Annotated in this window: 20 protein-coding genes; 6 read left to right on the top strand and 14 right to left on the bottom strand. The window is 25.7% G+C overall.

What is annotated here, in order from left to right:
• Positions 1-231 precede the first annotated feature (231 nt).
• Positions 232-756: a CDP-alcohol phosphatidyltransferase family protein gene (locus KQY27_RS06650; protein WP_224425789.1), complete on the bottom strand. Its 525-nt coding sequence runs from the start codon at positions 754-756 to the stop codon at positions 232-234.
• 330 nt (positions 757-1086) lie between these two features.
• Here KQY27_RS06650 and KQY27_RS06645 point away from each other — a divergent pair, with 330 nt between their 5' ends.
• From KQY27_RS06645 to KQY27_RS06620, 6 genes are all read left to right on the top strand, one after another.
• Positions 1087-2100, top strand: a complete 1014-nt coding sequence (locus tag KQY27_RS06645) for a phosphorylating glyceraldehyde-3-phosphate dehydrogenase (RefSeq protein ID WP_224425788.1) — start codon at positions 1087-1089, stop codon at positions 2098-2100.
• A gap of 249 nt (positions 2101-2349) precedes the next feature.
• Complete coding sequence (locus tag KQY27_RS06640; RefSeq protein WP_224425787.1) at positions 2350-2766, top strand: DUF3788 family protein; 417 nt, start codon at positions 2350-2352, stop codon at positions 2764-2766.
• A gap of 195 nt (positions 2767-2961) precedes the next feature.
• The gene (locus tag KQY27_RS06635; protein WP_224425786.1) at positions 2962-3795 is read left to right on the top strand and encodes a TIM barrel protein; all 834 of its coding nucleotides are present in this window, start codon (positions 2962-2964) and stop codon (positions 3793-3795) included.
• 473 nt (positions 3796-4268) lie between these two features.
• Positions 4269-4487: a histone family protein gene (locus tag KQY27_RS06630; protein WP_224425785.1), complete on the top strand. Its 219-nt coding sequence runs from the start codon at positions 4269-4271 to the stop codon at positions 4485-4487.
• A gap of 374 nt (positions 4488-4861) precedes the next feature.
• Positions 4862-5989 carry an AAA family ATPase gene (locus KQY27_RS06625; RefSeq protein WP_224425784.1) on the top strand — a complete coding sequence of 376 codons (1128 nt, stop codon included), beginning with the start codon at positions 4862-4864 and terminating at the stop codon, positions 5987-5989.
• A gap of 191 nt (positions 5990-6180) precedes the next feature.
• On the top strand, positions 6181-6891 hold the full coding sequence (locus KQY27_RS06620) for a DUF4013 domain-containing protein (RefSeq protein WP_224425783.1): 711 nt from the start codon (positions 6181-6183) through the stop codon (positions 6889-6891).
• Here KQY27_RS06620 and hemA read toward each other — a convergent pair whose 3' ends face one another.
• From hemA to KQY27_RS06555, 13 genes are all read right to left on the bottom strand, one after another.
• Positions 6892-8100 carry a glutamyl-tRNA reductase gene (gene hemA / locus KQY27_RS06615; protein ID WP_224425782.1) on the bottom strand — a complete coding sequence of 403 codons (1209 nt, stop codon included), beginning with the start codon at positions 8098-8100 and terminating at the stop codon, positions 6892-6894.
• Positions 8097-8732 carry a bifunctional precorrin-2 dehydrogenase/sirohydrochlorin ferrochelatase gene (locus KQY27_RS06610; RefSeq protein WP_224425781.1) on the bottom strand — a complete coding sequence of 212 codons (636 nt, stop codon included), beginning with the start codon at positions 8730-8732 and terminating at the stop codon, positions 8097-8099. Before KQY27_RS06610 ends, hemA begins: the two co-directional genes overlap by 4 nt.
• A 489-nt stretch (positions 8733-9221) precedes the next feature.
• Positions 9222-9704, bottom strand: coding sequence for a methanogenesis marker 9 domain-containing protein (locus tag KQY27_RS06605; RefSeq protein ID WP_224425780.1), 483 nt, complete (start codon positions 9702-9704; stop codon positions 9222-9224).
• Positions 9705-10028: 324 nt separating this feature from the next.
• Positions 10029-11618 (bottom strand): methyl coenzyme M reductase system, component A2, encoded by a 1590-nt coding sequence (gene atwA / locus KQY27_RS06600; RefSeq protein ID WP_224425779.1) that lies wholly within the window; start codon positions 11616-11618, stop codon positions 10029-10031.
• A gap of 523 nt (positions 11619-12141) precedes the next feature.
• Positions 12142-12867: an MJ0144 family RNA dihydrouridine synthase-like protein gene (locus KQY27_RS06595; protein ID WP_224425793.1), complete on the bottom strand. Its 726-nt coding sequence runs from the start codon at positions 12865-12867 to the stop codon at positions 12142-12144.
• A 286-nt stretch (positions 12868-13153) separates the two neighbouring features.
• Positions 13154-13915, bottom strand: a complete 762-nt coding sequence (locus KQY27_RS06590) for a GTP cyclohydrolase III (protein ID WP_224425778.1) — start codon at positions 13913-13915, stop codon at positions 13154-13156.
• Positions 13916-14116: 201 nt separating this feature from the next.
• The gene (gene cofD / locus KQY27_RS06585; protein WP_224425777.1) at positions 14117-15016 is read right to left on the bottom strand and encodes a 2-phospho-L-lactate transferase; all 900 of its coding nucleotides are present in this window, start codon (positions 15014-15016) and stop codon (positions 14117-14119) included.
• Positions 15017-15352: 336 nt separating this feature from the next.
• Positions 15353-16801, bottom strand: a complete 1449-nt coding sequence (locus tag KQY27_RS06580; protein ID WP_224425776.1) for a polysaccharide biosynthesis C-terminal domain-containing protein — start codon at positions 16799-16801, stop codon at positions 15353-15355.
• Between the two features lie 228 nt (positions 16802-17029).
• A complete protein-coding gene (locus tag KQY27_RS06575; RefSeq protein WP_224425775.1) occupies positions 17030-18538 on the bottom strand; it encodes a CDP-glycerol glycerophosphotransferase family protein in 1509 nt (502 codons plus the stop codon).
• A 106-nt stretch (positions 18539-18644) separates the two neighbouring features.
• Positions 18645-19697: an N-acetylneuraminate synthase family protein gene (locus KQY27_RS06570; protein WP_224425774.1), complete on the bottom strand. Its 1053-nt coding sequence runs from the start codon at positions 19695-19697 to the stop codon at positions 18645-18647.
• A 27-nt stretch (positions 19698-19724) separates the two neighbouring features.
• Positions 19725-21494 carry a glycosyltransferase gene (locus KQY27_RS06565; RefSeq protein ID WP_224425773.1) on the bottom strand — a complete coding sequence of 590 codons (1770 nt, stop codon included), beginning with the start codon at positions 21492-21494 and terminating at the stop codon, positions 19725-19727.
• 132 nt (positions 21495-21626) lie between these two features.
• A complete protein-coding gene (locus tag KQY27_RS06560) occupies positions 21627-22391 on the bottom strand; it encodes an ABC transporter permease (RefSeq protein WP_224425772.1) in 765 nt (254 codons plus the stop codon).
• 12 nt (positions 22392-22403) lie between these two features.
• Positions 22404-23360: an ATP-binding cassette domain-containing protein gene (locus KQY27_RS06555; protein ID WP_224425771.1), complete on the bottom strand. Its 957-nt coding sequence runs from the start codon at positions 23358-23360 to the stop codon at positions 22404-22406.
• Positions 23361-23444 lie beyond the last annotated feature (84 nt).

The raw sequence follows: 23444 nt of genomic DNA, 5'->3' as shown, positions 1-23444 counted from the left end.
TTGATTAATAGAATCATCTTTCAAAACCATAAAAAACACAACCTAACAAATAATATTTCTTAAATATAGATTGTACTTCCTACTATATAAATTTAAAGGAAAAATAAAAGAAAAAAGAAAAAAAATTATGAGTCACCCTCATTTTTATTATTTATTTTTATTTTCCATCAGTTTTTATGTTTTTAATTTTTTAATTTGTTTTCATTTTGAATTTGTTTTTGAAATAATTTTTTAAAAAAATAATCCTTTAATATCTAAATCTAATTTTTTAGATTTTAAATGTATTATTAATTCTTCTATTGCTGAAAAAGTTGTAAATATACAGATAAAAGTTAATAATATGGTTGTATTTATAAAGGGATATAAATAAACAAAGATAAATAATAAAAATCCGGATATTTTATTACTAGTAGTATGAAGCATTGCAAATGTTTTATATTTACAATACACTATAATCATGGATATTATTCTAATTACAAAGATTATAAGAATCCAAATCCATATAAAAAGAGGAAAAGATAATGCAGGGAATATTGCAATTATTACAATACTCAGCAGAATAATATCTCCGATAGTATCTAGTTTAGCTCCAAATTCAGTCACGGAATTAGTTTTACGAGCAATATATCCATCAAAAATATCACTAATACAACAAACTGAATAAATAATAAAAAACTCTATACTAAATGGTGCAAATAATAGAATAAATGGGGCTAAAATAATCCTAATACTTGAAACTAAATTTCCCCAATTCAAAAAAATTCCTCTAATTTGCTATAAGTTATCATTATGTATTATTTACACATATTAATTTTAATTATTGTGGATTAATACTTTAATCATTTTATATGATATGTGTAATCATATTCTTAAGAATATATAATAATTATTCTTTATAATAATATTAATATAAATATCCTTTTATTATTATTTTATTATTCTTTTATTTTTAAATTTTTTTATAGATAACTTCTTTTTATAAATACAATTCATTACATTTATTTAATAATAATTTAATATAGTATAAATATAATAAATGATAATATAAGATTAATTAAAGTTTATTTACTATCGGAGATTATTTAAATGAATTCAGTAGCTATTAATGGATATGGGACAATAGGAAAAAGAGTAGCTGATGCTGTTTCAGCTCAAGATGATATGAAAGTTGTTGGAGTTAGTAAAACAAAACCTGACTTTGAAGCTCGAATGGCAGTTGAAAAAGGTTATGATTTGTATATAGCTATTCCTGAGCGAGAAAAATTATTTGATCAAGCAGGAATTGAAATAGCTGGAACTACTGATGAAATGATATCTGATGTTGATATCGTTGTTGATTGTACTCCTGGAAATATTGGTCCTGAAAACCTTAAAAAATATAAAAAAACTGGTGTAAAAGCTATTTATCAAGGTGGGGAAGATCATGATCTCACAGGATTATCATTCAACTCATTTTCAAATTATAATGATTCTTATGGTGCAGATTATTCTCGTGTAGTATCTTGTAATACTACTGGACTTACACGTAGTTTAAAACCAATTGATGATCTTTGCGGTATAAAGAAAATTAGAGCTGTAATGGTTAGGCGTGGTGGAGATCCTTCTCAAGTAAATAAGGGTCCAATTAATGCAATTGTTCCTAATCCTCCAACAGTTCCTTCACATCATGGTCCTGATTTAAAAACTGTTATGTATGGTGCAGATATTACAACTGTTGCTCTTCTTGTTCCAACCACACTTATGCATCAGCATAATTTGATGGTTGAGCTTGAAAATGATGTAGCACTAAATGATGTTATTGATGTTCTTGAAAATAGATCTCGAGTACTTTTATTAAATGCAAAAGAAGGTTTAGGTTCAACAGCTGAATTTATGGAATATGCTAAAGAACTTGGAAGAAGTAGAAATGATTTATTTGAAATTCCAATTTGGAAAGAGTCCCTTAACATAGTAGATGGAGAATTGTTCTATATGCAAGCTGTACACCAAGAATCAGATGTTGTACCAGAAAATGTAGATGCAATAAGAGCTATGTTAGAATTAGAATCTGACAATGAAAAATCAATAGCTAAAACTAATAAAGCTATGGGAATTTTATAATTTCCACTTTTTATTTTTTTATTTTATCAATTTCTCATTTTTATATTTTGCATTGTTTTTACTTTTTTAAATAAATTCTAATTATTAAAATTTTTAATTTTATAATTATTTTTATAATTTTTTTATTTATTATATACCAAAACAGTTTTTATATTGCTATTTTTATTATTTTTATCTAATTATTTTTATATAATATAAAAAATATATTGTTTTATAATAATCATTAATTCAAAAAGAGGGATCTAAACAATGACAACAAGTATTTTTGATAACAAAGAAGTAGTTCCAGATCAAGATGATTTAAAAGAAGTTTTAAATGAAAACATTGATATTTGGGAGGAACTAATGGATTATTTAGAAGAAAATTATGGTCCATTAAATGGTGAATGGAAATTTTATAGTAAAAATGCTGGATGGACTTATAGAATTTCAAATGAAAAAAGGAATTTAATATTTTTATCACCGAATGATAAATATTTCTTAGGAACAGTTAATATGAGTGTCAAAGTTTCAGAAATACTTTTAGACATGGATTTTCCTGAAAAAATAAAAACAACAATAAAAGAAACTAAAGCATATCGGGAAGGAAAATCAGTTATTATAGATATAAAAAACAAAGATGACTTAGAGATTATAAAAACAATGTTGGATATAAGAGACAGCTAAAAAATTATTAACTAGATATAAATGGTTTAATAGCTAATTAAAAAGTTTAATAATTAAAACCATGGAATATATAATATGATTTTATCTTTATAAAATTGGATTTGAAAAAGTTATATGGTCATAAAAAAAATTAAATATTAATTTTTCATATTCATCTATTTATATTGAAATTTAACTAAAAACTATAAGATTATTATGAAACCTAATGTTATTTTTGGTCCTGCAGGAAGACCAATAGATTATAAAGGAAGCGCTTATAAAGCAGCTGGATATATAGCTGATGAAGGATTGATGGCCTATGAATATCAAGCTGGAAGAGGACTTCGAATTGGTGAAAAATCAGCTAGAATATTAAAGGAAGATTCAATTAAGGAAGATATTCTTGTATCAATCCATGCTCCTTATTATATTAATTTATCAGCTGTTGAATATAAAAAATTAGAAATGTCTATTGAAACATTAGCTAAAGCAGCTCAAGTAGGAGAATGGATGGGTGCATATAGGATAGTATTTCATCCAGGTTATTATTCGAAAAATACTCCATCTGATGCATTAAATATTGCAAAAGGTGCTATAAATACTCTTATTGATAAACTTGATGAAAATGGAGTAGAAAATTACACATTTGCCCCTGAAACTACTGGTAAAAGATCTCAACTAGGCAATATTGATGAAATAATTGAATTATGTTCAAGCTTTGATTGTTTCGAGCCGACTATTGATTTTGCACATATTCATGCTCGTGGAAGAGGTTATATTCAGAAGAAAGAAGATTATAATTGTGTTTTATCTAAACTAGAAGATGGTCTTGATATTGATAGACTACATTGCCATTTTACAAGAATTGAATACACTAATGCTGGTGAAAGAAGACACCATACTTTTGAAGAGAAAGAATATGGTCCTGAATTGAAATGGCTATTAGAATCATTCATAGAAAACGATTGGAAAGCTACAATTATTTGTGAAACTCCTCTTCTTGATCAAGATGCTTTAAAAATGAAAGAACTATATGAAAGTTTATTATAACTATTTTTAAAATTTTTCATTTATTTTAAATTTGAATAATTATTGTTTAGTTTTACACATCAAAATTCAAATTTTCATTATTCTTACTATTTTTTAATTTTTTATTTTTATTTTTCAATTTTATAATTATTTTTTATTTTAATATCTAATTTTTTCAATTTTTGTTCATATTTTTGATTAATATATTGATATTATAGATTATTTAGTAAATAACAATTTGGAATTATTTGAATTTTCATTGTATATTATATTTTTTTATAAATCTTGAAAATATAAATTAATATAATATATCATTATTTATTAGATTAAATTTCCTCATAAAATCTTGAAATAGTATAAAATTTCACTTGTTTTTTACCTATTTCAGCGATACATTTATATATGATGAATTAAAGAATAATAATCTATAATAGGCATAATGTCTATTATAAAAAATATTAGATATACAATTAAATGTGGAGATGTGATTAATTATGAAAAAAACTGAATTACCTATTGCACCAGTTGCAAGAATAGTAAAAAATGCAGGCGCAGACAGAATTAGTGAAGATGCTAAAGAAGCATTAGCTGAAGCTTTAGAAGAATGTGCAACCGCAGTTGCTCAAAAAGCTGTTTCTTACGCAAAACACGCTGGTCGTAAAACTGTCAAAGCTGAAGATGTTAAATTAGCTGTAAACTCTTGCAAGTGCTAAGTATTAGTACTTTAAAGAATTTACCTATCTAGTTTATTCTAGTATTTAACATATTTTTATTTATTTTTACTTTTATTTTTTTATAATATTTCTTATTCTATTTTTTTATTCTATTGTAATTCTATTTTCAATATAAAATTTTAGAACATAATTATTAATAATAATTAAATTCTTATAGTTGTAATGTTAAAATATACTTATATTGTATAAACATTAAATTTAATATTTAAATTATAATATATTAATTTCAATAATATTTTTCAATAATAATTATTTAAATTAGTTATTTTATTCTATTTTATATACTATTTTATATATTTATAGATAATTTATAGATATTTTACATTCTATATATTTGTTTAACAGGTGAATAATTGAAATCTAATAATAAATCACAAGAATCTCAAATAATCAGCAATAAACTGATTACTAATAAAAAAGAATCTCAAAAAGAAGCAAAAGCTGTTGTTTTACAAAGCGTAGGTTATCCTTTTAGCTTTCCTTTAATGGATACTCATAATTTAGAGGTAGCTGACAAAAACTTATTTGAACATTATGCTAAAGAACAATGGATGGGTCTTGAAGTAAAAGAAGGTTCATATTTATTTGATCAAAAAATACTCCCTGATTTTGGATTTAAAGTTGTGAATGTTTATCCAAATAATTCAGTTATAGGAGAACATACATCTATTGTTTTGGTTATAGATGAAGATAATTTAAAAAATAATATCAAGTCTATTGAGACTAATTTAACTCTGGAAGATGTTATTGGTCAAGAACAAGCAAAAAATAAATGTAAAATAATAATGAAATATCTAAAAAACCCCGAAATATTTGGGGAATGGGCACCAAAAAACATTTTATTTTTTGGAGTTCCAGGAACTGGTAAAACAATGTTAGCTAAATCTTTAGCTAATGAACTTAAGGTTCCTTTATACTTAATTAAAGCAACTACTTTGATTGGTGATCATGTTGGTGATGGTGCACGTCAAATACACGATCTTTTTGAAATGGCTCAAAAAACTTCACCTTCAGTTATTTTCATCGATGAAATCGATGCAATTGGATTACATAGGAAGTTTCAATCATTAAGGGGGGATGTTTCTGAAGTTGTTAATGCTCTTCTTACAGAAATGGATGGAATTCACGAAAATGAAGGTGTTGTAACAATCGCTGCAACAAATAATCCTGAACAGCTTGATTATGCAATTAGGAGTCGGTTTGAAGATGAATTTGAATTTAAAATTCCAACTAGAGAGGAAAGAATTGCAATGATTGAAAAATCCAGAAAAACAATGCCTTATGAAATTAAATTAAGTACTAATAAATTAGCTGAAATGTCTAAAGGATTGTCTGGAAGAGATATTAAAGAAAAGCTATTGAAATCAGCTCTTCACAGGGCGTTATATGAAGATGATGATGAAATAACTTTAAAACACTTTGAATATGCATTAAATAATTACAAATCTCAAAATAATCCTCCTAAATATATGTTTGGTTAATAATTTGATTTTATCTAACTAAAATGAAAATAATAACTGGATTAAATAAAAAAATAAAATGATAGAAAAGTATTATATATGAATTTATTAAAATATGAAATAAAAAGTTTTAGGAAAACTTTTAGAAAACTTTTAGAAAACTTTTAAAAAATTTTAGTAGATTTTAAAAATAGAATTGATAAAGTGATATAATGAATTTAAAAGAAATGTTTATTGATTCTATAAAATATTCTATTAAAGGAAGATGGGAATTTCTTTTTTTAGGTCTTTTGTTATACTCTCTAAGTGCCATTTTATTTTTTGTAGGTAAATTCCCCCTATCTGCTCTTTTATTTATACCTTGGACATTATTTTTACTAATTGAGGGGGGATACGTTGCAAATATTGTTGAAAGTACAATATGGGGTTCTGATACTTATCCTAAATTTGAAAACTTTAAAAATTTGATTTGGAGAGGTTTAAAAGAAATAATTATAGTTCTTATATATCTAATAATCCCTACATTTTTATTGATAATACTATTCTTTGATTTGATACTCTTTAATGTTGATCTTCCAACATTAATTCTGTTCTTATTATTTATTGTATCATTATTTTTATCATTTTTAATGGTTCAAGGAGCAATTATTCATTATGAGTATAACCACTCTAAATTCAAATCAGCATTTGAAATCATAACAATATTGAAAAAATTAAGGAAAATGGGGATTGGAAAATTCATTTCATCTTTTTTAGTTGTTATATTAATTACTATAATAATTGAACCTTCTCTTACTGAGTTTTCTGAAGAAATACATCCTATATTTGCTGCAATTTTTGAACTTCTATTTTTACCATTTGTAACAATTCTTATAGCTAGATTCACAGGTTTAATTGGAAGACATCATTTTAAAGAAGATTAGCTATTTCATATCTTTAAAAATACATTTCAATGTTTCAATGATTTCATGGTCTTCTTCTTCAGCAGCTTTTTTAATATTTGTAGAAATATCATGGAATATTTTGTTAACAAGTGACTTTGACATATTATCAATTATTTTAACACTACCTTCGACATCAGCTAGTTTTGCAGTAGCTTTCTGAGCTTCTTGCATTCGGACATTTTCCATTGATAATCTAATATCTCCAAGTAATCCTTCAATTTCCATTAATTTAAAGGAATTTTTAAGAAGTTTAAATTCTTCATCAATAATATTTTCTGCTTCTTTTACTTCATTTTCTCGCATTTTTCTATTTTTATCAGCAATTCCACGAAGATCATCAATATTAAATAGTTTAACACCTATTTCTCTAACATCTTCCTCAATATCTCTTGGGTTAGCTATATCAATCATGATTATTTGAGATGAATTTTCACTATCTATAAAATTTTCGATTCTATCTCTGTTTAAAATACTATGGGGTGCACCAGTAGCACTAATAATAACATCTGCACTAGGTAAACATTGACTTAATTCATCAATCAAAATAGCTTTTCCATTGAGTTCTTCAGCTAACTTAACTGCTCTATAATAAGTCCTGTTCGCAACAAAAATAGCTTTTAAATCCTTTTCTGCTAAAGCTTTAGCTACTAAAGTTCCCATTTTTCCCGCACCAATAACTAAAACATGTTTTCCCTCAAGATCTCCAATATTTTCCTCAGCTAAATCAACTGCAGCTGAACCAATGGAGACAGAACCTCTATTGATTTTCGTTTTTTGCCTAACAACTTGTCCGACATGTATTGACTTTGTAAAAAGAGTTTCTAAAATTTTACCACAATGATTTTCATTTAAGCTTTTCTTTTTAGCATTTTTGATTTGACCTAATATTTGATCTTCACCTATTATCATTGATTCTAGCCCAGAGGTCATTCTAAAAAGATGAATTATTGCAGTATCGTCATAATGAATAATAATATTTTCGTTTTTAGATTTTAGATATTCATGCTCATGGTTACAGAGTTCAGTATGTATATAATATTCCTTTCTATTGCATGTATCTATTTCAACATACTCTTGTATATTAAATTCTTCCTTAAACTTATGGAATAGCTCTTTTAAATCTTTTGCAGTGGTTTCCATGGTTCCAATATCAGCAATTTTGTGATCTACTCGTATATTGATTATCAATAGCTATCCTCCTTGTTTATAATATTTTCAGCAAGCTTTTTTGCATCTTCTAATTTTTCTTCTTTAAGTAAATTTTTGATATCATTATTTTTAAGAATCTTATATAAATATTCTTTTCTTTCCTTTTGATTATCAAATTTTTCCTTTAAAATATTTCTAGCATAATCTTGCAATTTAATTTGAAGTAAATCTTCATTGGTTATTAAGTTTTGAATTTTCTTTCTAAGTTCACGAGCCATTAAAGGACTTTTTCCATTTGTGAATATTGAAATTTGAACATCATCAACATAAAAACTTGTGGGAACAATTAAATTTCCTTTTTTTGGATAATCTGCTCGATTAATTAGCTTTTCGCTACTAATTGAAGAGACATATTCATTTAATTCGTGATTTCCACTAGCTATTACCACAATATCAGACCAATCAACTAGTTTTTTAATATTTTCATTAGAAATATCCTTTTCTAGCTGTGCTCCTTTATCAACTAGTTCCTTTGATATTTTGTTACCTACTAAAATGATTTCTGCCCCATTATCCAGAAATTTGTTAGCTCTACGATGTGCAACTTCTCCAGTTCCCAATATAAATACTTTTTTGCCATCTGTATTTAAAAAAAGTGAAGTCCATCCCATAATACCATCAATATTTAGTTTTTATTTTTTATGTTCTAGTTTTTATTATATAATATTATTATTTATTATTATCTTTTATCATCTTTTATTATTCTTAATTGTCCTTTAGTATAATTCTTTATTATTCTTTCTATATATTATTATTTTTGTTTTATTTTTTGATATTATCTTCTTTTAATCATAATAATATTCTAAAAAATTAAACTTTTTAAAGATTTCAAATTTTTTAACTATAAAATAAACAGAATAAGAATAATATAATAATAAGGATAATAATAAATAACTAAAATAAAATTAAAAGGGAATGATATTATATTATTATATTAATTATATTATTATACAATTGATAATGGGAATAAGGATAAATTTAAAATAAAAAATAAAAATAGTAATAAAATAATAATAAAAATTAGAATGAAATAAAAATAAGATTTTAATAAATATATTTTAGATTATAAATAATATAATTATAAATAATATAAATTTTATTTATTCTGGATTTTCTAATGCTTTCATTCTAAGTAATTTCATAGCCATTCTTAAATCATTATCACAGTCATGAAGTACTTTAGTTGCTTCTTCATTACTTATTGAAAAAACATCTGCAAGTGCATTAATATTATCTTCTCCATTGCCAACATCATTTCCAACTAATGCTTCAGATAATTGTTTTTTTAGAGTTAAATATTCGTCTACACTCATGTCTATATTTTTTAAAACCATATCTCTAAGTGGACATGGTTTGGATGTTTTACAACACCAAACTAAAGATCCAAAACAAGTTCCTGCTCCTTCACCTAGTCTAGTATTTTTTGCAAAATCTTCTTTAATATCCATATATTCTTGAGGACTTAATTTCACATCGTCAAGAGCATGTAATATTGGACAAGGTTTTACTGGTGGACAACAAAATGCTAATGCTCTACTGTCTCCCCCTCTGCATACGTGTGATGGTGCATCATCCCATACCATTAATAATCCTCCAATAATTGTTATATTTATTTGATATTATATTTTATTTGATAATATTTTGTAATAATTGTTCTTTATTTAATTATTTTTCACAAATATTTCAATAATATGAATAATTTATATAAAAATCATATAATTAATAAATTTAATTAACAATAGATTAACAATAAAATTTTTATATTTATTTATAAACTTATTAATTTATTATATTTTTATAAGTTATTATATTGAGTATATTTAATATTTATATTATTGGTATTTTTGTTAATATATTATAGATAATTAGCTAACTAATGATTAATAAGAAGTCAATATTATTTAATATCAGTTTAACATCTTTTCTTCTTCTTCTGGAGTTAGTTCTTTAACTATTTCTTTTGGTTCTCCTATTTTGAGGATTTTTCCTCCTCTCATTAAAGCAGTTCTATCACAAACATCTATAACAAAATCCATATCGTGAGAAATTATGAGAAATGTCTGCTCTAACTCTTCTCTAGCCTTTAGTATTGAGTCAGTAACTTGTACTCTTGTAATAGGGTCCATTGTTCCAGTTGGTTCATCTAATATTACAATATTAGGTTCTTTTATTAGTACTTGAGCGATAGCTACTCTATGGCGCTCTCCACCACTTAATTCATCAGGTTCTTTATTTAGAATTGTTGCAGCATATTCATTATCAAATCCTACAGCGTTTAATGTATGAATAGCTTTCATTTTTGCAAATTCTGCAGGAAGTTCTAAACTTATTGAATCTGTTAAATTTTCAAGAACTGTTCTATATGGATATAGGGAATATTCCTGGTGAAGTAAACCTATGTATGGTATAACTCTTCCTCTACCTAGAGGACCTTTTTGTTTCATATCTATCCATTCATCACCGAGTTTAATTTCTACTTCTCCACCACTAGGATCAGTTAATCCAATTAACATTCTAGACAATGTGGTTTTTCCAGACCCACTAAGGCCTACAATTCCAAAGATTTCACTTTTGTTTATTTCTATGCTAATTCCATCGACAGCTTTTATTACTCCTCTTTCAATAGAATAATAGTGCTTTTTAAGATCTTTTGTTTCAATTACAGGTCCTCCATATTCTACTTCATCTACTTTTTTAGGAAGTGGAACAGTTTCTAAGAAATTCTTCACAACTTCATTTGAAGGTCCTTTTTCGATTATTTTACCTTTGTCTAACCATATAACTTGGTCTGCAAGTTTATTCATAACTTCTGGCCAGTGAGAAGTGATAACCATAGTCACTCCTTCATTTTTAACACCATTAATCAAAGTTTGATGAAGATATTCCGCTGTTTGCGGATCTAAAGTTCCTGTTGGTTCATCTGCTAAAAATAACATAGGTTCTTTAGCCATTTGTCTTGCAAGAACTACTCTTTGTTTTTCCCCTCCACTAAGATCACGTGCTACATGAGTAATCCTATGACTCATTTGAACCATTTCAAGGAGATCTAATGCCTTATAAAGATTATCTTCATATTCTCCACCTTTAATAGCTCTCAAAACATTTTCTATTACAGTTTCTCTTTCATAAAGTGCGAAATTTCTCTGTAACATAATTGCAATTCTTTTTCGAATCTCTGCAAAGTCTTTTCTGTCTGCACTCCAAAAATCGACGGTTTTTGCTGTGAATGTTCCTCCACAACAACAGATAGTTCCTGCTTTTGATGGAGGTTCAACCCGTAAACATTTATCGCAAGCAGCTATGTTAAAAATCATTTGTCCGCTATCAGGTTTATATTCCTTGGTCCCTCTAAGCATATTTATTAAAACGGACTTTCCAGATCCACTTCTACCTAAAATTCCAAGAACACTTCCTTCTTCAATCTCAACATTCAAATTTTTAAGAACTTCAACTCCATTGAATGTTTTTGTGATATTTTTAAGCACTATAAAAGCCATATCTCCACCTTAAGAATTAATTGATTATTAGATTAGTATATATTAGTATTATATTAATTTAATCTTGATTATATAGTTTTATATTATTTTATTCTATAATTATTGTTATATTGATAATAGCAATACTATAATATTTTAAATTTATCTTAACACCATATTATCTAATATAGTTAATTATATTAATTTTTATTATTCTTTATTAACTTTTATTAGATTTGTTGTATTATTTATCAATGATATTAGATTATTAATTTATATTAATAGTAATTTATAGGATTTATATTAATATAATCTTATTTTTAACTTTCAAATTAAAATATTTTGCTAATAATTTATATAATTATATAAAAATATTATATTAGTTTATTAGAACATTAAAATATTAGATTACTTTTATGATATTATTTTAATCATAAATATTTTAATCATAAAGATATTATATAATAAATTTAATTATAAAAAATATATTCATAATAAAATATTATATAATAAAATTTATTATAAAAATTTATTATATTATATTTCACTTTATTTTATTAATATCAAATTTTAATTTCCCATCAATAGCAGCTCTTCCTATAGATATGCCAGATGCTCCTGCTGAGATCATTTTTCTCCCACTTTCTATATCAATAATAGAGTTATTACCAATTATGAATATTTCAGTTTCATTGGCTATTTTTTTTATTATTTCTAAATCAGCATGAGGCTTTCCAGGGTTCATTGCATCTACATGAATATAATCAGCACCAGATTCTTCTATTGTTTTAGCTATTTTCACAGTATCTAAATTTTCAACATTTGCTCTAATTTTCACTGATACTTTTTGATCTATTTTTCGATTTTTGACAATTTTTTCAATAAATTCATTTAATTTTTTCAAATCATGAAGTTTTTCTTGTCCACAACCAATTTTTAAAAGTTCTTCTTGTCTGCAGTGACAATTAATCTCTATAATATCTAATTTTTCAATATTATTTATAATTTTAATAATAGAATCTGGAGAAGTTGAACGAAGATTTGCTGAAACTTGAACATCAGGATAATTATCTTTTATTATATTAATTTCTTTTTGAATTGTGGGGATTAAGTTTTCTTCAAGAATATCAAATTCTTTCCTTCCTCTTTCAAGAATTTTTTTTCCTGCATTTATTGTTGGACTATCAACATTATATCCTCCAATACTTACAGTATCAAACCCATAGGGAATCATTTTCAATGCAAATTTCCCATCGGTTATTCCTGCCATAGGTGCAAGCATTATAATGAGCGTAATCTCCTTTTTAGAATGTAATTTTTATTATTTTCTTTATTAAATAGAATAAAAATAATTAAAAAAGAAATAAAAACAAATCTTTTTTAACAGTTGTTTGTAAAAATAAATATTAAAATAATGTAATTGGTTTAATAGCTAATAAATAATATTATTTATGTAATAGTTATATTAATCAGGCAATAATCAGTAATATTCAGTAATAATTAAAATATTAAATATAATTATAAAAGTGATTATATACTAATTGTATTAAAAACATTTAATCATATTTTTCTAATACATGAATAATTTCTTTATTATTCCCTTCTCTTATTTCTTCTAAACCTAAATCGGCCATGTAAGCAGCATCTTCAGCATTGTCACTTCTTCCAACACCTGCTTTTAAAGCTATTCCTATCTCAGAATAGATTTCTTCTAGTAATATTTTTAATTCTTCAATTCCTAGTTCATTACATGGGGACATAAAGTTGTCTCCACCAATAAAGAATAAGAGTGCTCCTTTTTCAATTAATTTAGTCATTAAGTAATGTTGAGCTTTATTTACCATGAAATTTGTGTCAAATGCAGGAACTATGTCTGTTAAAGATTCTGTTACTCCATTGATATCTATATGTGCCATTTGAACAAAACTATCTTCTTTTTTTACAAGAGAGTCAATAGCTAATATTTCTTCTCTTTCTGCAGATTGAGCTCCTCCTTTTTCTTGAAGAACTTCTGTAGCTATTTTTTGAGCTTCATAAGGTGTTTTTGCAGTTCCAACACCCATACTTATAGTAATTGGATATCTATTTCTTATAGATCTTTGGATTCTCATGTGGTCTTCTTCATTAAGACCATTTGTCACTGCAAGCATATTATCGAACCTAGTAAAAAATACAAGTCCTTTTTTCATAGCTATTTGTCTTTGAACATCTGCAAACAGTTCTGCTTGCAATATCTGAAGGTCTGACTCATTACGAGGGTTTGGAGTAACTGTCCAAGGACCATAATTATCAATCTGTATCAATGTCATTTGTATCATATTAAGCTCACCTAAATATTACAACTAAATATTTATTATAACTACTTAAATATCTTTTTATTTAAGTTTAGCTATTATCTTTGCTATAATTTTTTAATATAATATATGATGGATTTTATTTAAATCTTGTTAAATTTTGTCAAATCTTGTTAAATTTAATTAAATTTTCAATAACCATTGTATTTTTTATTTTTTTTATTATTATTCATTTAAAACTATTTTAGCAAGATTTTTCTTATCATTGATAGTTTTCATATTTGTATTTGTTGTAATAACTTTATTTATTAAGGTCTCTATTTTTGTTTTTTTATTTTCATCTTCAATATCAATGATAAATGTATCTAAAAAACTTTTATATATTGATGCAACACCAAAAGAAGATACTTCATGTCCTAATGCATCCATAAACTTTCCAGCAGGGCCGCTGACTGGGGCATCACCGATGATAGGGGAAATAGCTATAACATGGCTATTTTTCAAGGCTTTTTCTACTCCTTCTAAGTTAACTATTGGGAGTATGGAAGTTATTGGATTAGAGGGGCCTATAATCACTTTTTCTGATTTTTCAATTGTTTCAACAATATTTGGAGCAGAATTTACCTTTGTATAATCAACACTTAATACTTCTGGTTTGGTTTGGTGTTTAATTAAAAAATCATGAAATTCAAGCTTTCCAATATCTGTACTCACAGTTATTTTGGAGTGTTCATCACTCATAGGAAGAATTTTGGATGTAATTCCCATTTTTGTTCTTTGAATATCAACAGCCTCACTTAAACTGTGATTTTTCATCAGTTCAGTTTTTTGAATCTTGGTAGCTCTGTCCTGATCTCCTATTTTAAGTAGTTCTGGACAACCTAGGTCTTTAAGTTTTTCATTGGTAATGAAAGTATCTTCTTTTATCCCATACCAAGTTTCATCATTTATTTTATCTGAAAGTGTATAAAGAACAGTGTCAATATCTGCAGCTACATAAACACCAGAAAAATAATCATTTTCAACAGTATTAACAATAATACTCAAATTTGAAGGATCATAAATTTCTTTAATCCCTTGAATTAGTTTTGGAGTTCCTGTCCCTCCAGATAGTATTGTAATCATGTTATATATCCTTTTATACTAATTTTTAATTACTAAATGATATTTAAATCACTTAATATTCCTATTCTATCTAATATATTTAATATTTTCTAATATTTTTTAATTATTTTTTATTATATCTTTTGTTATTTAAAAATAGTTTCATTAAAATAAGATGTTAAATAAAAATATTTAATATTATTATAAATACAATAAGGTACATTTTTTAACTTTATATATTTTTATATAATAATTTCTACTATAATTTCTAATATAATTTTTATATAATTTTATTATTATTTTTTTTTTATTATTATTATTAATGAATATTAAAGAATATGGTATCAGTAGGCAAAATCAACTTTCACCTATCATCTTTTTTAAGAAGTTAAATTCTTCTTTTTCTATTCCTTTAATTAAAAATAAGATTCCAAAGTAAATAGCTACAGCTAATAATATTGTAATTAAAACATTTATAATTCCAATAGGATTTACAATATATACAAATATTCCCATTATTCCTGCTGCAAAAATTGTTTTTATTAGAGATTTATACTCAAATGGGAGTTTAATATATTTTTTACTATAATATGCTGTGATTACAAATGCTAAAAGATAACATATTAATGTAACTAGTGCTGCTCCAATTATTCCAATAAAAGGCACAGCTATTATATTGAATACAAGATTTGCTACTCCTACGAAAATCCAAATTTTTCCAAGTATCTTTGTTTTTTTCTCTAAAATCAGTATATTATTGATAATTCCATAGATTCCCATTAAAACAGCTCCTAAACAGACAAAAGGTGTGACTAAATATCCATTTGTAGCTATTTCTGCAGTAGATATTATCATTAAAATTGGCTTTGAAAGAAGGGATAATCCAATAGCTGCAGGTATTGTAATGATTAAAAAATATTTCATAGAATATTTTAAAAATATATTCACTTGTTTTAAATTTCCTTCTTCAAAATATTTTGGAAGAACAGCTGGAAGAAGAAGTGCAAAAGGTGATAAAAACATAAGCAATATACTACCAAGAGCATAACTAGGGGAATAGTATCCCACAGCAGCAGATCCAAGGAAAATTCCAATTACATACTTATCACTTGAATCAACCACCCATGAAGAAACATTACTTGGAATTGTCGGAATAGCAAAGTCTAATTCTTCTTTTAAATTTTTAAACCTTGGTATAGCTAAACCTAAATATCCACCAATCATTAATCCCATTATTATAAATACAACTAAATAACCTACAAGAAGCCCAAGGATAACGGTTTCAATATTGTATCCTGTTAATGCAAAATAAGAACTTATTAGGACTCCAATATAACTTTGAAGTATCAAAAATATGGAGTATCTTTTTATCTGTTGGAATGTTCTAAAAAAACTTATAAGCATTAAATTCATACATGCAAAGAATGAAATAATAGCTACAATATAAAGAACATTCAAATTTCCTCCAAATAGGGAGTTAGCTATTGGGTTTTGGAAAACTATGAATACTAAAGATATTATTGCACTTGAGGCAACTACAATGGCTAACATAGAATAAAAAGACTCTTTTATCTTTGATTTATCTGTTTCAGCCGATAAAAAACGAACCATTGTGTAAGGTAGTCCTAAATTAGCTATATTCGGAACCAGTGCGATTGTTGTATTAACTTGTGCCCATATACCATAATCAGCTACTGAAAAGTTTTTGGTTATAATAGGAATAAAAATTAATCCACTAAGTGAGATCAATATGTTTGTTATTCCAACAAGACCAATTCTTTGGACAAAATTTTTGTATTCATTCATGTATTCACCAGTAGCTATTAATGTGGTTTTATAATGTTATTATCACTTTTTGATTATTTTATTTATCTTATTAACTACTTCTTATTAACTAATTAACTTATTTTTAAATTTTATTTAATTTATTAATTTATTAATTTATTATTTTATTATTCTTATTTAATTATTTCATATAAAATATTTCATATAAAAATAGAATAAGTCTTATCATTTAATTCATTTTTAATTCATTTAATTGTTAATATTATCAATTATTTTATTTAAAATAGATTTATCATATTCTTTAAAAAAGAAATCTCTATTATATTCATTTATTTCAAATTTTTGAATAGAATTAATAAATTCTTCAATATTTTTAATCTTTTTAACATAATTTTTATCAATTAAATTATCCATATATTCAACACCTGGTAAATCAACCAAAAAGGTTTTACAATTAAATAAAAGCCCTTCATAAATAGCTGTTGAAAAAACTCCTATTTGGTACTCACTTTTTGATAAAAGTTCATATAATGAATCCTTACTATTATCAATAACAGTAAAATTAGAAAATTTATTTGCTTTTTTCAGATTTTCATAATTATTTTCCCAATTAGAGTATTCTCCAGGGTGTAATTTGTAAATAATTTCATATTCTTTGGAATTTTTTAATTGTTTAGCTAATTCAGATGCAAAATCAGACAAATATTTTCCTATAACTCCTTGAGAAATAAAAAGTATTTGATTCTTATTTTTTTCATTATTAATATAAGATTTAATATTTTCATCTAAGTGTGGAAAACCAAAATTTATGATGTTTTCTTTGTTAATTGGATAATTAGCCACATTTTTCCAATATTTTCCAAAACTCAATATCTTATCAGGGAAATATTTCAAGTTTTTGTCTTTTGGGTTTGGATAATTATATCCTAAATGGTAGTTACTTATTGTTCCGTGCTGTAATTCTATAACTTCTACTCCATTATCTTTAGCTGCAGCTATAATACTCTGATTTTCATAAGCAACAACTACAAAAACACATTTTGGAGTTCTTTTTTTAAAAAGTTTATCATATCTTTTGTAATAGTATTTAAAGTCAAGAATATGGCTTTTCATTATATTATATAAATCTATTTCAATATTGAAATTAGAAATAAGTTCTCTCCGGATATTAGATATTTTGTCCATTTCACACTTTTTAAACTTTATATTGGTTAATTTCTTATTTATATATGAACCAAGGAGAATTCTATCATTATATTTAATATAATCTTCTTTATTTTTGTAGTGTTTATTTAAATAAGGATTTTCAATAATTTCAAAGGTATTTCTATTACTATTGGAATTATTAGTACTATTAACACTATTATCACTATTAATAAGGTTATTATTGATATCATCGATTAAAAAATAGCTATAAATATCTTCATATTTTCCATTATGAATAACTTTTCGTGGATGGTCAAATATTAATATGTCTTTATGATAATCTCCACTCAAAGGGTTGGATATGATACTATTTTTTATAAATGGTAGAAAAGAAAGTATTTTATCTTTTAACGTTACTTTTCCTTGTTGTGGTGAACCAAAAATTCCTATTTTTCGAGATATCTCATAGTAAACATATACTCTAACTAATTGCCAAGGATAAATACCTTGAATTTTCATATTATTTAAGTCATACTTCTCTTCAAGTGAAAAGATAATATCACAAACTTCTTTAACAGACATTTTATTGGGGGCATTTTTTATTTCTGTCATATTATCTTTTTAATACCATTTTATTTTTTTTATTTTTTTATCTATTTTTTTTATTTGTTGAAATAGACGAATATAATGGAATGACATATTTTAATAGTCTTATATCTTACTCTAAATGATCATAAGTTATTAAATCATCTTCTTTTATGTCTTTTTTCATTTTTTTACCAATTATTTTATCTAATTCACTGGGATATATTCCAGTTCCTGGACGTTTAAATGTTAACTTGTCTTCTGTAATTTTTTCTCCAATAGACATGTCTTTTTTAGCTACAATAGAACGTCTAGCTTGTTTTCGAGATTCTGCTTCACATTTCAGTGGAACTTTGTTATATTGTCCGTTTATCTTTTTTATAAAGTTCATATTGTCTTTAAATATCTTTATATCATTAGGATCCATAGCATGATAATGATCATTACCTTTTAAAGTTTTATCAAGAGTATAATGTTTTTCAATAATATTAGCTCCATATAAATAAGCTGTTGTAAGAACAAGCATCTTTTCATCAGGTCGGGTATGATCTGAAAAACCAATATCATACTTAGGAAAATTATCTTTTAGATATTTAATCATTAAAAGATTAGCGTCTTCGTATTCAGTTGGATAAGATAGTACACAATGCATTAGTCCAATTTGTGTGTTTTTTTCATTTTCAATGGTTTTTATAGCTAATTCTACTTCTTCAATAGTTGAAGCTCCAGTTGATAAGATTATAGGCTTCTGTTTTTTAGCTATCGCTTTTATAAAAGGAATATTTGTTAAATCTGAAGAAGATATTTTATAAACATCCATAAATTCATCTAAATAATCAATAGAATCAAAGTCAAAAGGAGTAGATAGGAACATAATCCCAATTTCATTACAATAATCAGCTAATTCTTTATATTCTTCTTTTCCAAAGCTATCAAATTTCTGAAAAAGTTTATATTGAGAATCAGTTGGTTCCTCACTTTGATCCCAATAAGCTGGAGAATTTTTAGAAGCAATTTTCTCGGCTTTATAACTTTGAAACTTTACAGCATCTGTTCCTACTTTTTTCGCTTCTTTAATCATTAGTTTAGCTGCTTCTATATTACTAATATTTTCTTTTTTAGCGATATCGTAATAATTTACTCCAATTTCAGCTATTAAAAAAGGACTATTTGGGAATATTCTCATTTAAATCACTTAATATATTATGCATTGTTAAATTTTGTCAAAATCTTTATATTTACTTTTAACAATCTTAATCATATTTTCAAAACCATGTTTAAGGTCAATAGATAACATTCTTTTATTCATTTCTCTTCTTAAATCATTATCATTTAATAAAGTTTCTATAGTTTTGATTAACTCTTTTTTACTTAGGTTTTTTCCAAGCCCTAAGTTTAAAAATCCATTCTCAGCATTTCCAAATGTATGGGTTAACTCTCTCTGATTTTGACACAAACAAACACAAGGAACTCCAATACTAGCTATTTCATACATAGTTCTTCCGGCTGATGTAAAAATCAAATCTGCATTGTACATATATTCGCTTATGTTTTTAACATTTTCAAAAATGCTAATATTAGAATATTTTGCAAATTCTTCTTTTATTCCTTTTTTATTCTTATACCCTAGGCCTAATATAACAGTAATCTTTCCATTATAACTACTTTTTAGCAATGAGTCTAATGTCTTTTTAGTTAGATTGTTTGGATCAGTTCCACCAAAAGTTAAAAGGATATCATTAACCTCATCAATATTTTCAATATTTTTTTGTTTTTGATAATAAAACTCATCTTTTAAAATATAATATTTATGGCCTGAATAAACATTTTTCGAAGGAATTTGATGTTCATATAGTGCATCAAAGACAATGTCTGCAAGTTCTGCCCCTTCACCAAGATCTTCAAAATTAATTACAAAGTATTTATTTTCTTTTAATTTAGATATATATTCTGCACTTGTATTTAAGATATCATTTATTATAATGTCTGGATCATAATCTTCTATTTCATTTATTAATTCCTGATTGATTTCACAACATTCTTCATATATATTATTATTATAATTATCTTCAATATTTTCAGTATTTTCACTATTTTGAGTATTATCAATTGTATTTTCATTTTTAAAAGATTTATGGGTCAAATAAGGATAGTTATGATTTTCAACAATATCTATTCCAAGTTTTTTACTTTCATCTAAAAGAAATAATACTTCGTGATTAGCTAACTTTGAAGCAATAGCTAATCCTCTATAAATATGCCCTGTACCGATTTCATCAGTAGCATCTGTCTTTATAAGAACTCTTTTTTTATTGAGAAGTCTTTCAGCTACCCACCAATCTTCATAATTGTCAATATCAATACTTTCATGATTTGATACTTCTATTAAATTGATATTATTCCCAAGTCTAGAGTCTTCTTTTAGAAACTCTCTTTTAGTTGCAAATATTCCTCCAGTTTCTTTATAAGCTTTTGGTAAATATTGTCGATTGACTCTTTTATCATAAAGTGGGTAATAACTATTTTTTTCCTTACTGAACCCCCAGCTAAGATGTCTATCATCAACTACACTAATTATAGTATCATTATCCTTATCATAAAGCTTTTCAATTGTTTTATTCAATGTTTCAGATTTTAAAAGAGGGGAAGTGGGTTGAATAGTAATAATAAAATCGTATTTCACACCATTCAGTGTTTCAGTTGTGTTAACTGCATTAAAAATCACAGGGTCTAAAGGAACATCATCTTCAGCTAATTCATTTGATCTTTTTATAGTAAAAGCACCAAATTGTTCAGATATAAATTTAATTTCATCATCATCAGTAGTTACAACAACATCATCAACATAATTGGAATTAAGAGCTGTTTCAATTGAATATCCAATAAGTGGTTTATTAGCTAATAAACGTATATTTTTTCTTGGAATGCCTTTAGAGCCTCCGCGGGCTGGAATAACTACGATGATTCTATTATTTTTATACATTTCAAATCCACTTTTTTATCTTATTATTTTTTATCTTATTTTATTATTTTTATTTTTTATATTATTTTTATTATTTTTATTTTCTCTATTTTCCTTTATTTTTTAGTATTATTTCTTTTTATTCCTTTTTATTTACATTAAATTTTGTTCTTTTTTTGTAAAAACAAATGCAGACAATAATATCATTATAACTGCAAATATAAATGTGACTCCAATACTAATTTCCACAGGTAAAACAGATTGTCCAAGTATCACTCCTCTAAGGGCATCAACTCCATAGGTTAGTGGGTCAAGATATACAATGAAATTCAACCAATTTGGAAGATTTGTTACAGGGAATAATGCTCCACTTAAAAGGAAAATAGGCAATATAACAAAACTCATAACTAAGTTAAATCCTTCCATACTGTCCATAAATGAAGCTATCAAGAGTCCAAGTCCTGAAAAACCTATTGAAATAATTATACTAATAATTGTAGCTAAAACAAATATTACTGGGGTCATTTGAACTCCAACTACAAATGATAATAATAGAAGTATTAATGCTTGTAATATAGCTCCAGTACTAATTCCTATAGCTTTTCCAAAGATTATTGAAGCTCTTGAAAGAGGAGCTACCATTATTTCCTTTAAAAATCCGTATTGTTTGTCTATTATTATTCCTATTCCTGCCATAATACATGTAAAAAGAATTGTTTGACATATAATTCCGGGATAAATAAATGACTGATATCCTCCAGTAGTTCCACCAAATCTTATTGCACTTCCAAGACCAACTCCAAATACAAGTAGCCATAAAAGAGGTGTGAAGATAGCTGTTATTATTCTAGATTTGTAACGAACATATCGTTTAGCTTCTCTTAACCAAATTGTGTATATTCCTTCAATTTCACTCATTTTCAAACCCCCTCAATTTTTAACCCCATCATTAATTTTACGTCCAGTGTATTTAATAAATACTTCTTCAAGGCTTGGATGTTTTAATTCTATTGAATTAATCTTTATATTATTTGATTCAGCTAAATTAACAACATTTGGAACTAAATTTTCCCCTTTTTCTACTGATAGCTTTACTTCACCATTTACATTTGATGTATTTTGAACAAATGCCTGGTCTTCCATAATTTCACATAATTTCTTTGAATCATTTGAATCTAAAGTTGTTAAAGTTATTATGTCTGCTTTAAGCTCAGCTTTGAGATTTTTTGGACTATCTGATTTGACTATTATTCCTTTATCTATAATAGCTATTTCATCACATAAGTTATCGGCTTCTTCAAGATAATGGGTGGTTAGGAGGATTGTAATATCAATATTATTCTTAAGATCTTCGATATAATCCCATATACTTTCTCTTGTTTGTATATCTAATCCTAAAGTAGGTTCGTCTAAAAATAAAAGTTTTGGATGGTGAATTAACCCTCTTCCGATTTCAAGACGTCTTTTCATTCCACCAGAATAATTTTTAGTTTCTTCATCAGCTTTTTTTCCCAGTGCGATTAATTCAAGAACCTCTTCTATTCTTTCTTCTCGTACATCTCGTGGAACTCCATATAGTGCTGCATGCATTTCAAGATGTTCTCTTCCGGTTAATATGTCATCAAGAGCTCTAGTTTGGAAAACAATCCCGATTGATCTTCTAACATCATTAGCTTCTTTTACAATGTCATATCCATTTACTTTAGCTGTCCCACTACTTGGTGAAAGTATAGTACAAAGCATAGATATTAGTGTACTTTTTCCAGCTCCATTAGGTCCTAAAACTCCATAAACAGTATTCCTTGGTACTTTAAGATTTATTGAATCAACCGCTCTAAAATTATCAAAATCTTTAGTAATCTTATCTGTTTCAATAATGTAGTTCATTCTACACCTCCTAATTAAATATATAGAATTTTTTTTGAAAGATAATTTTTCATGATAAATTATCTTTGTTTGTACTATCTATTA

Source organism: Methanobrevibacter sp. TMH8 (genome assembly GCF_020148105.1).
GTDB lineage: Archaea > Methanobacteriota > Methanobacteria > Methanobacteriales > Methanobacteriaceae > Methanobinarius.
The sequence above is the reverse complement of the archived record's forward strand: the minus strand, read 5'-3'. Positions and strand labels throughout refer to the sequence as shown.

Excerpts from the sequence above, each read along its gene's own strand:
- cofD (WP_224425777.1), bottom strand. The coding sequence starts at position 15,016 with ATGATTACAATACTATCTGGAGGGACAGGAACTCCAAAACTAATTCAA.
- KQY27_RS06575 (WP_224425775.1), bottom strand. The coding sequence starts at position 18,538 with ATGACAGAAATAAAAAATGCCCCCAATAAAATGTCTGTTAAAGAAGTT.
- KQY27_RS06605 (WP_224425780.1), bottom strand. The coding sequence starts at position 9,704 with ATGGTATGGGATGATGCACCATCACACGTATGCAGAGGGGGAGACAGT.
- KQY27_RS06610 (WP_224425781.1), bottom strand. The coding sequence starts at position 8,732 with ATGGGATGGACTTCACTTTTTTTAAATACAGATGGCAAAAAAGTATTT.
- KQY27_RS06560 (WP_224425772.1), bottom strand. The coding sequence starts at position 22,391 with ATGAGTGAAATTGAAGGAATATACACAATTTGGTTAAGAGAAGCTAAA.
- KQY27_RS06595 (WP_224425793.1), bottom strand. The coding sequence starts at position 12,867 with ATGGCAGGAATAACCGATGGGAAATTTGCATTGAAAATGATTCCCTAT.
- KQY27_RS06620 (WP_224425783.1), top strand. The coding sequence starts at position 6,181 with ATGAATTTAAAAGAAATGTTTATTGATTCTATAAAATATTCTATTAAA.
- KQY27_RS06630 (WP_224425785.1), top strand. The coding sequence starts at position 4,269 with ATGAAAAAAACTGAATTACCTATTGCACCAGTTGCAAGAATAGTAAAA.
- KQY27_RS06555 (WP_224425771.1), bottom strand. The coding sequence starts at position 23,360 with ATGAACTACATTATTGAAACAGATAAGATTACTAAAGATTTTGATAAT.
- KQY27_RS06635 (WP_224425786.1), top strand. The coding sequence starts at position 2,962 with ATGAAACCTAATGTTATTTTTGGTCCTGCAGGAAGACCAATAGATTAT.
- KQY27_RS06565 (WP_224425773.1), bottom strand. The coding sequence starts at position 21,494 with ATGTATAAAAATAATAGAATCATCGTAGTTATTCCAGCCCGCGGAGGC.
- KQY27_RS06590 (WP_224425778.1), bottom strand. The coding sequence starts at position 13,915 with ATGATACAAATGACATTGATACAGATTGATAATTATGGTCCTTGGACA.
- KQY27_RS06580 (WP_224425776.1), bottom strand. The coding sequence starts at position 16,801 with ATGAATGAATACAAAAATTTTGTCCAAAGAATTGGTCTTGTTGGAATA.
- KQY27_RS06645 (WP_224425788.1), top strand. The coding sequence starts at position 1,087 with ATGAATTCAGTAGCTATTAATGGATATGGGACAATAGGAAAAAGAGTA.
- KQY27_RS06570 (WP_224425774.1), bottom strand. The coding sequence starts at position 19,697 with ATGAGAATATTCCCAAATAGTCCTTTTTTAATAGCTGAAATTGGAGTA.
- atwA (WP_224425779.1), bottom strand. The coding sequence starts at position 11,618 with ATGGCTTTTATAGTGCTTAAAAATATCACAAAAACATTCAATGGAGTT.
- KQY27_RS06640 (WP_224425787.1), top strand. The coding sequence starts at position 2,350 with ATGACAACAAGTATTTTTGATAACAAAGAAGTAGTTCCAGATCAAGAT.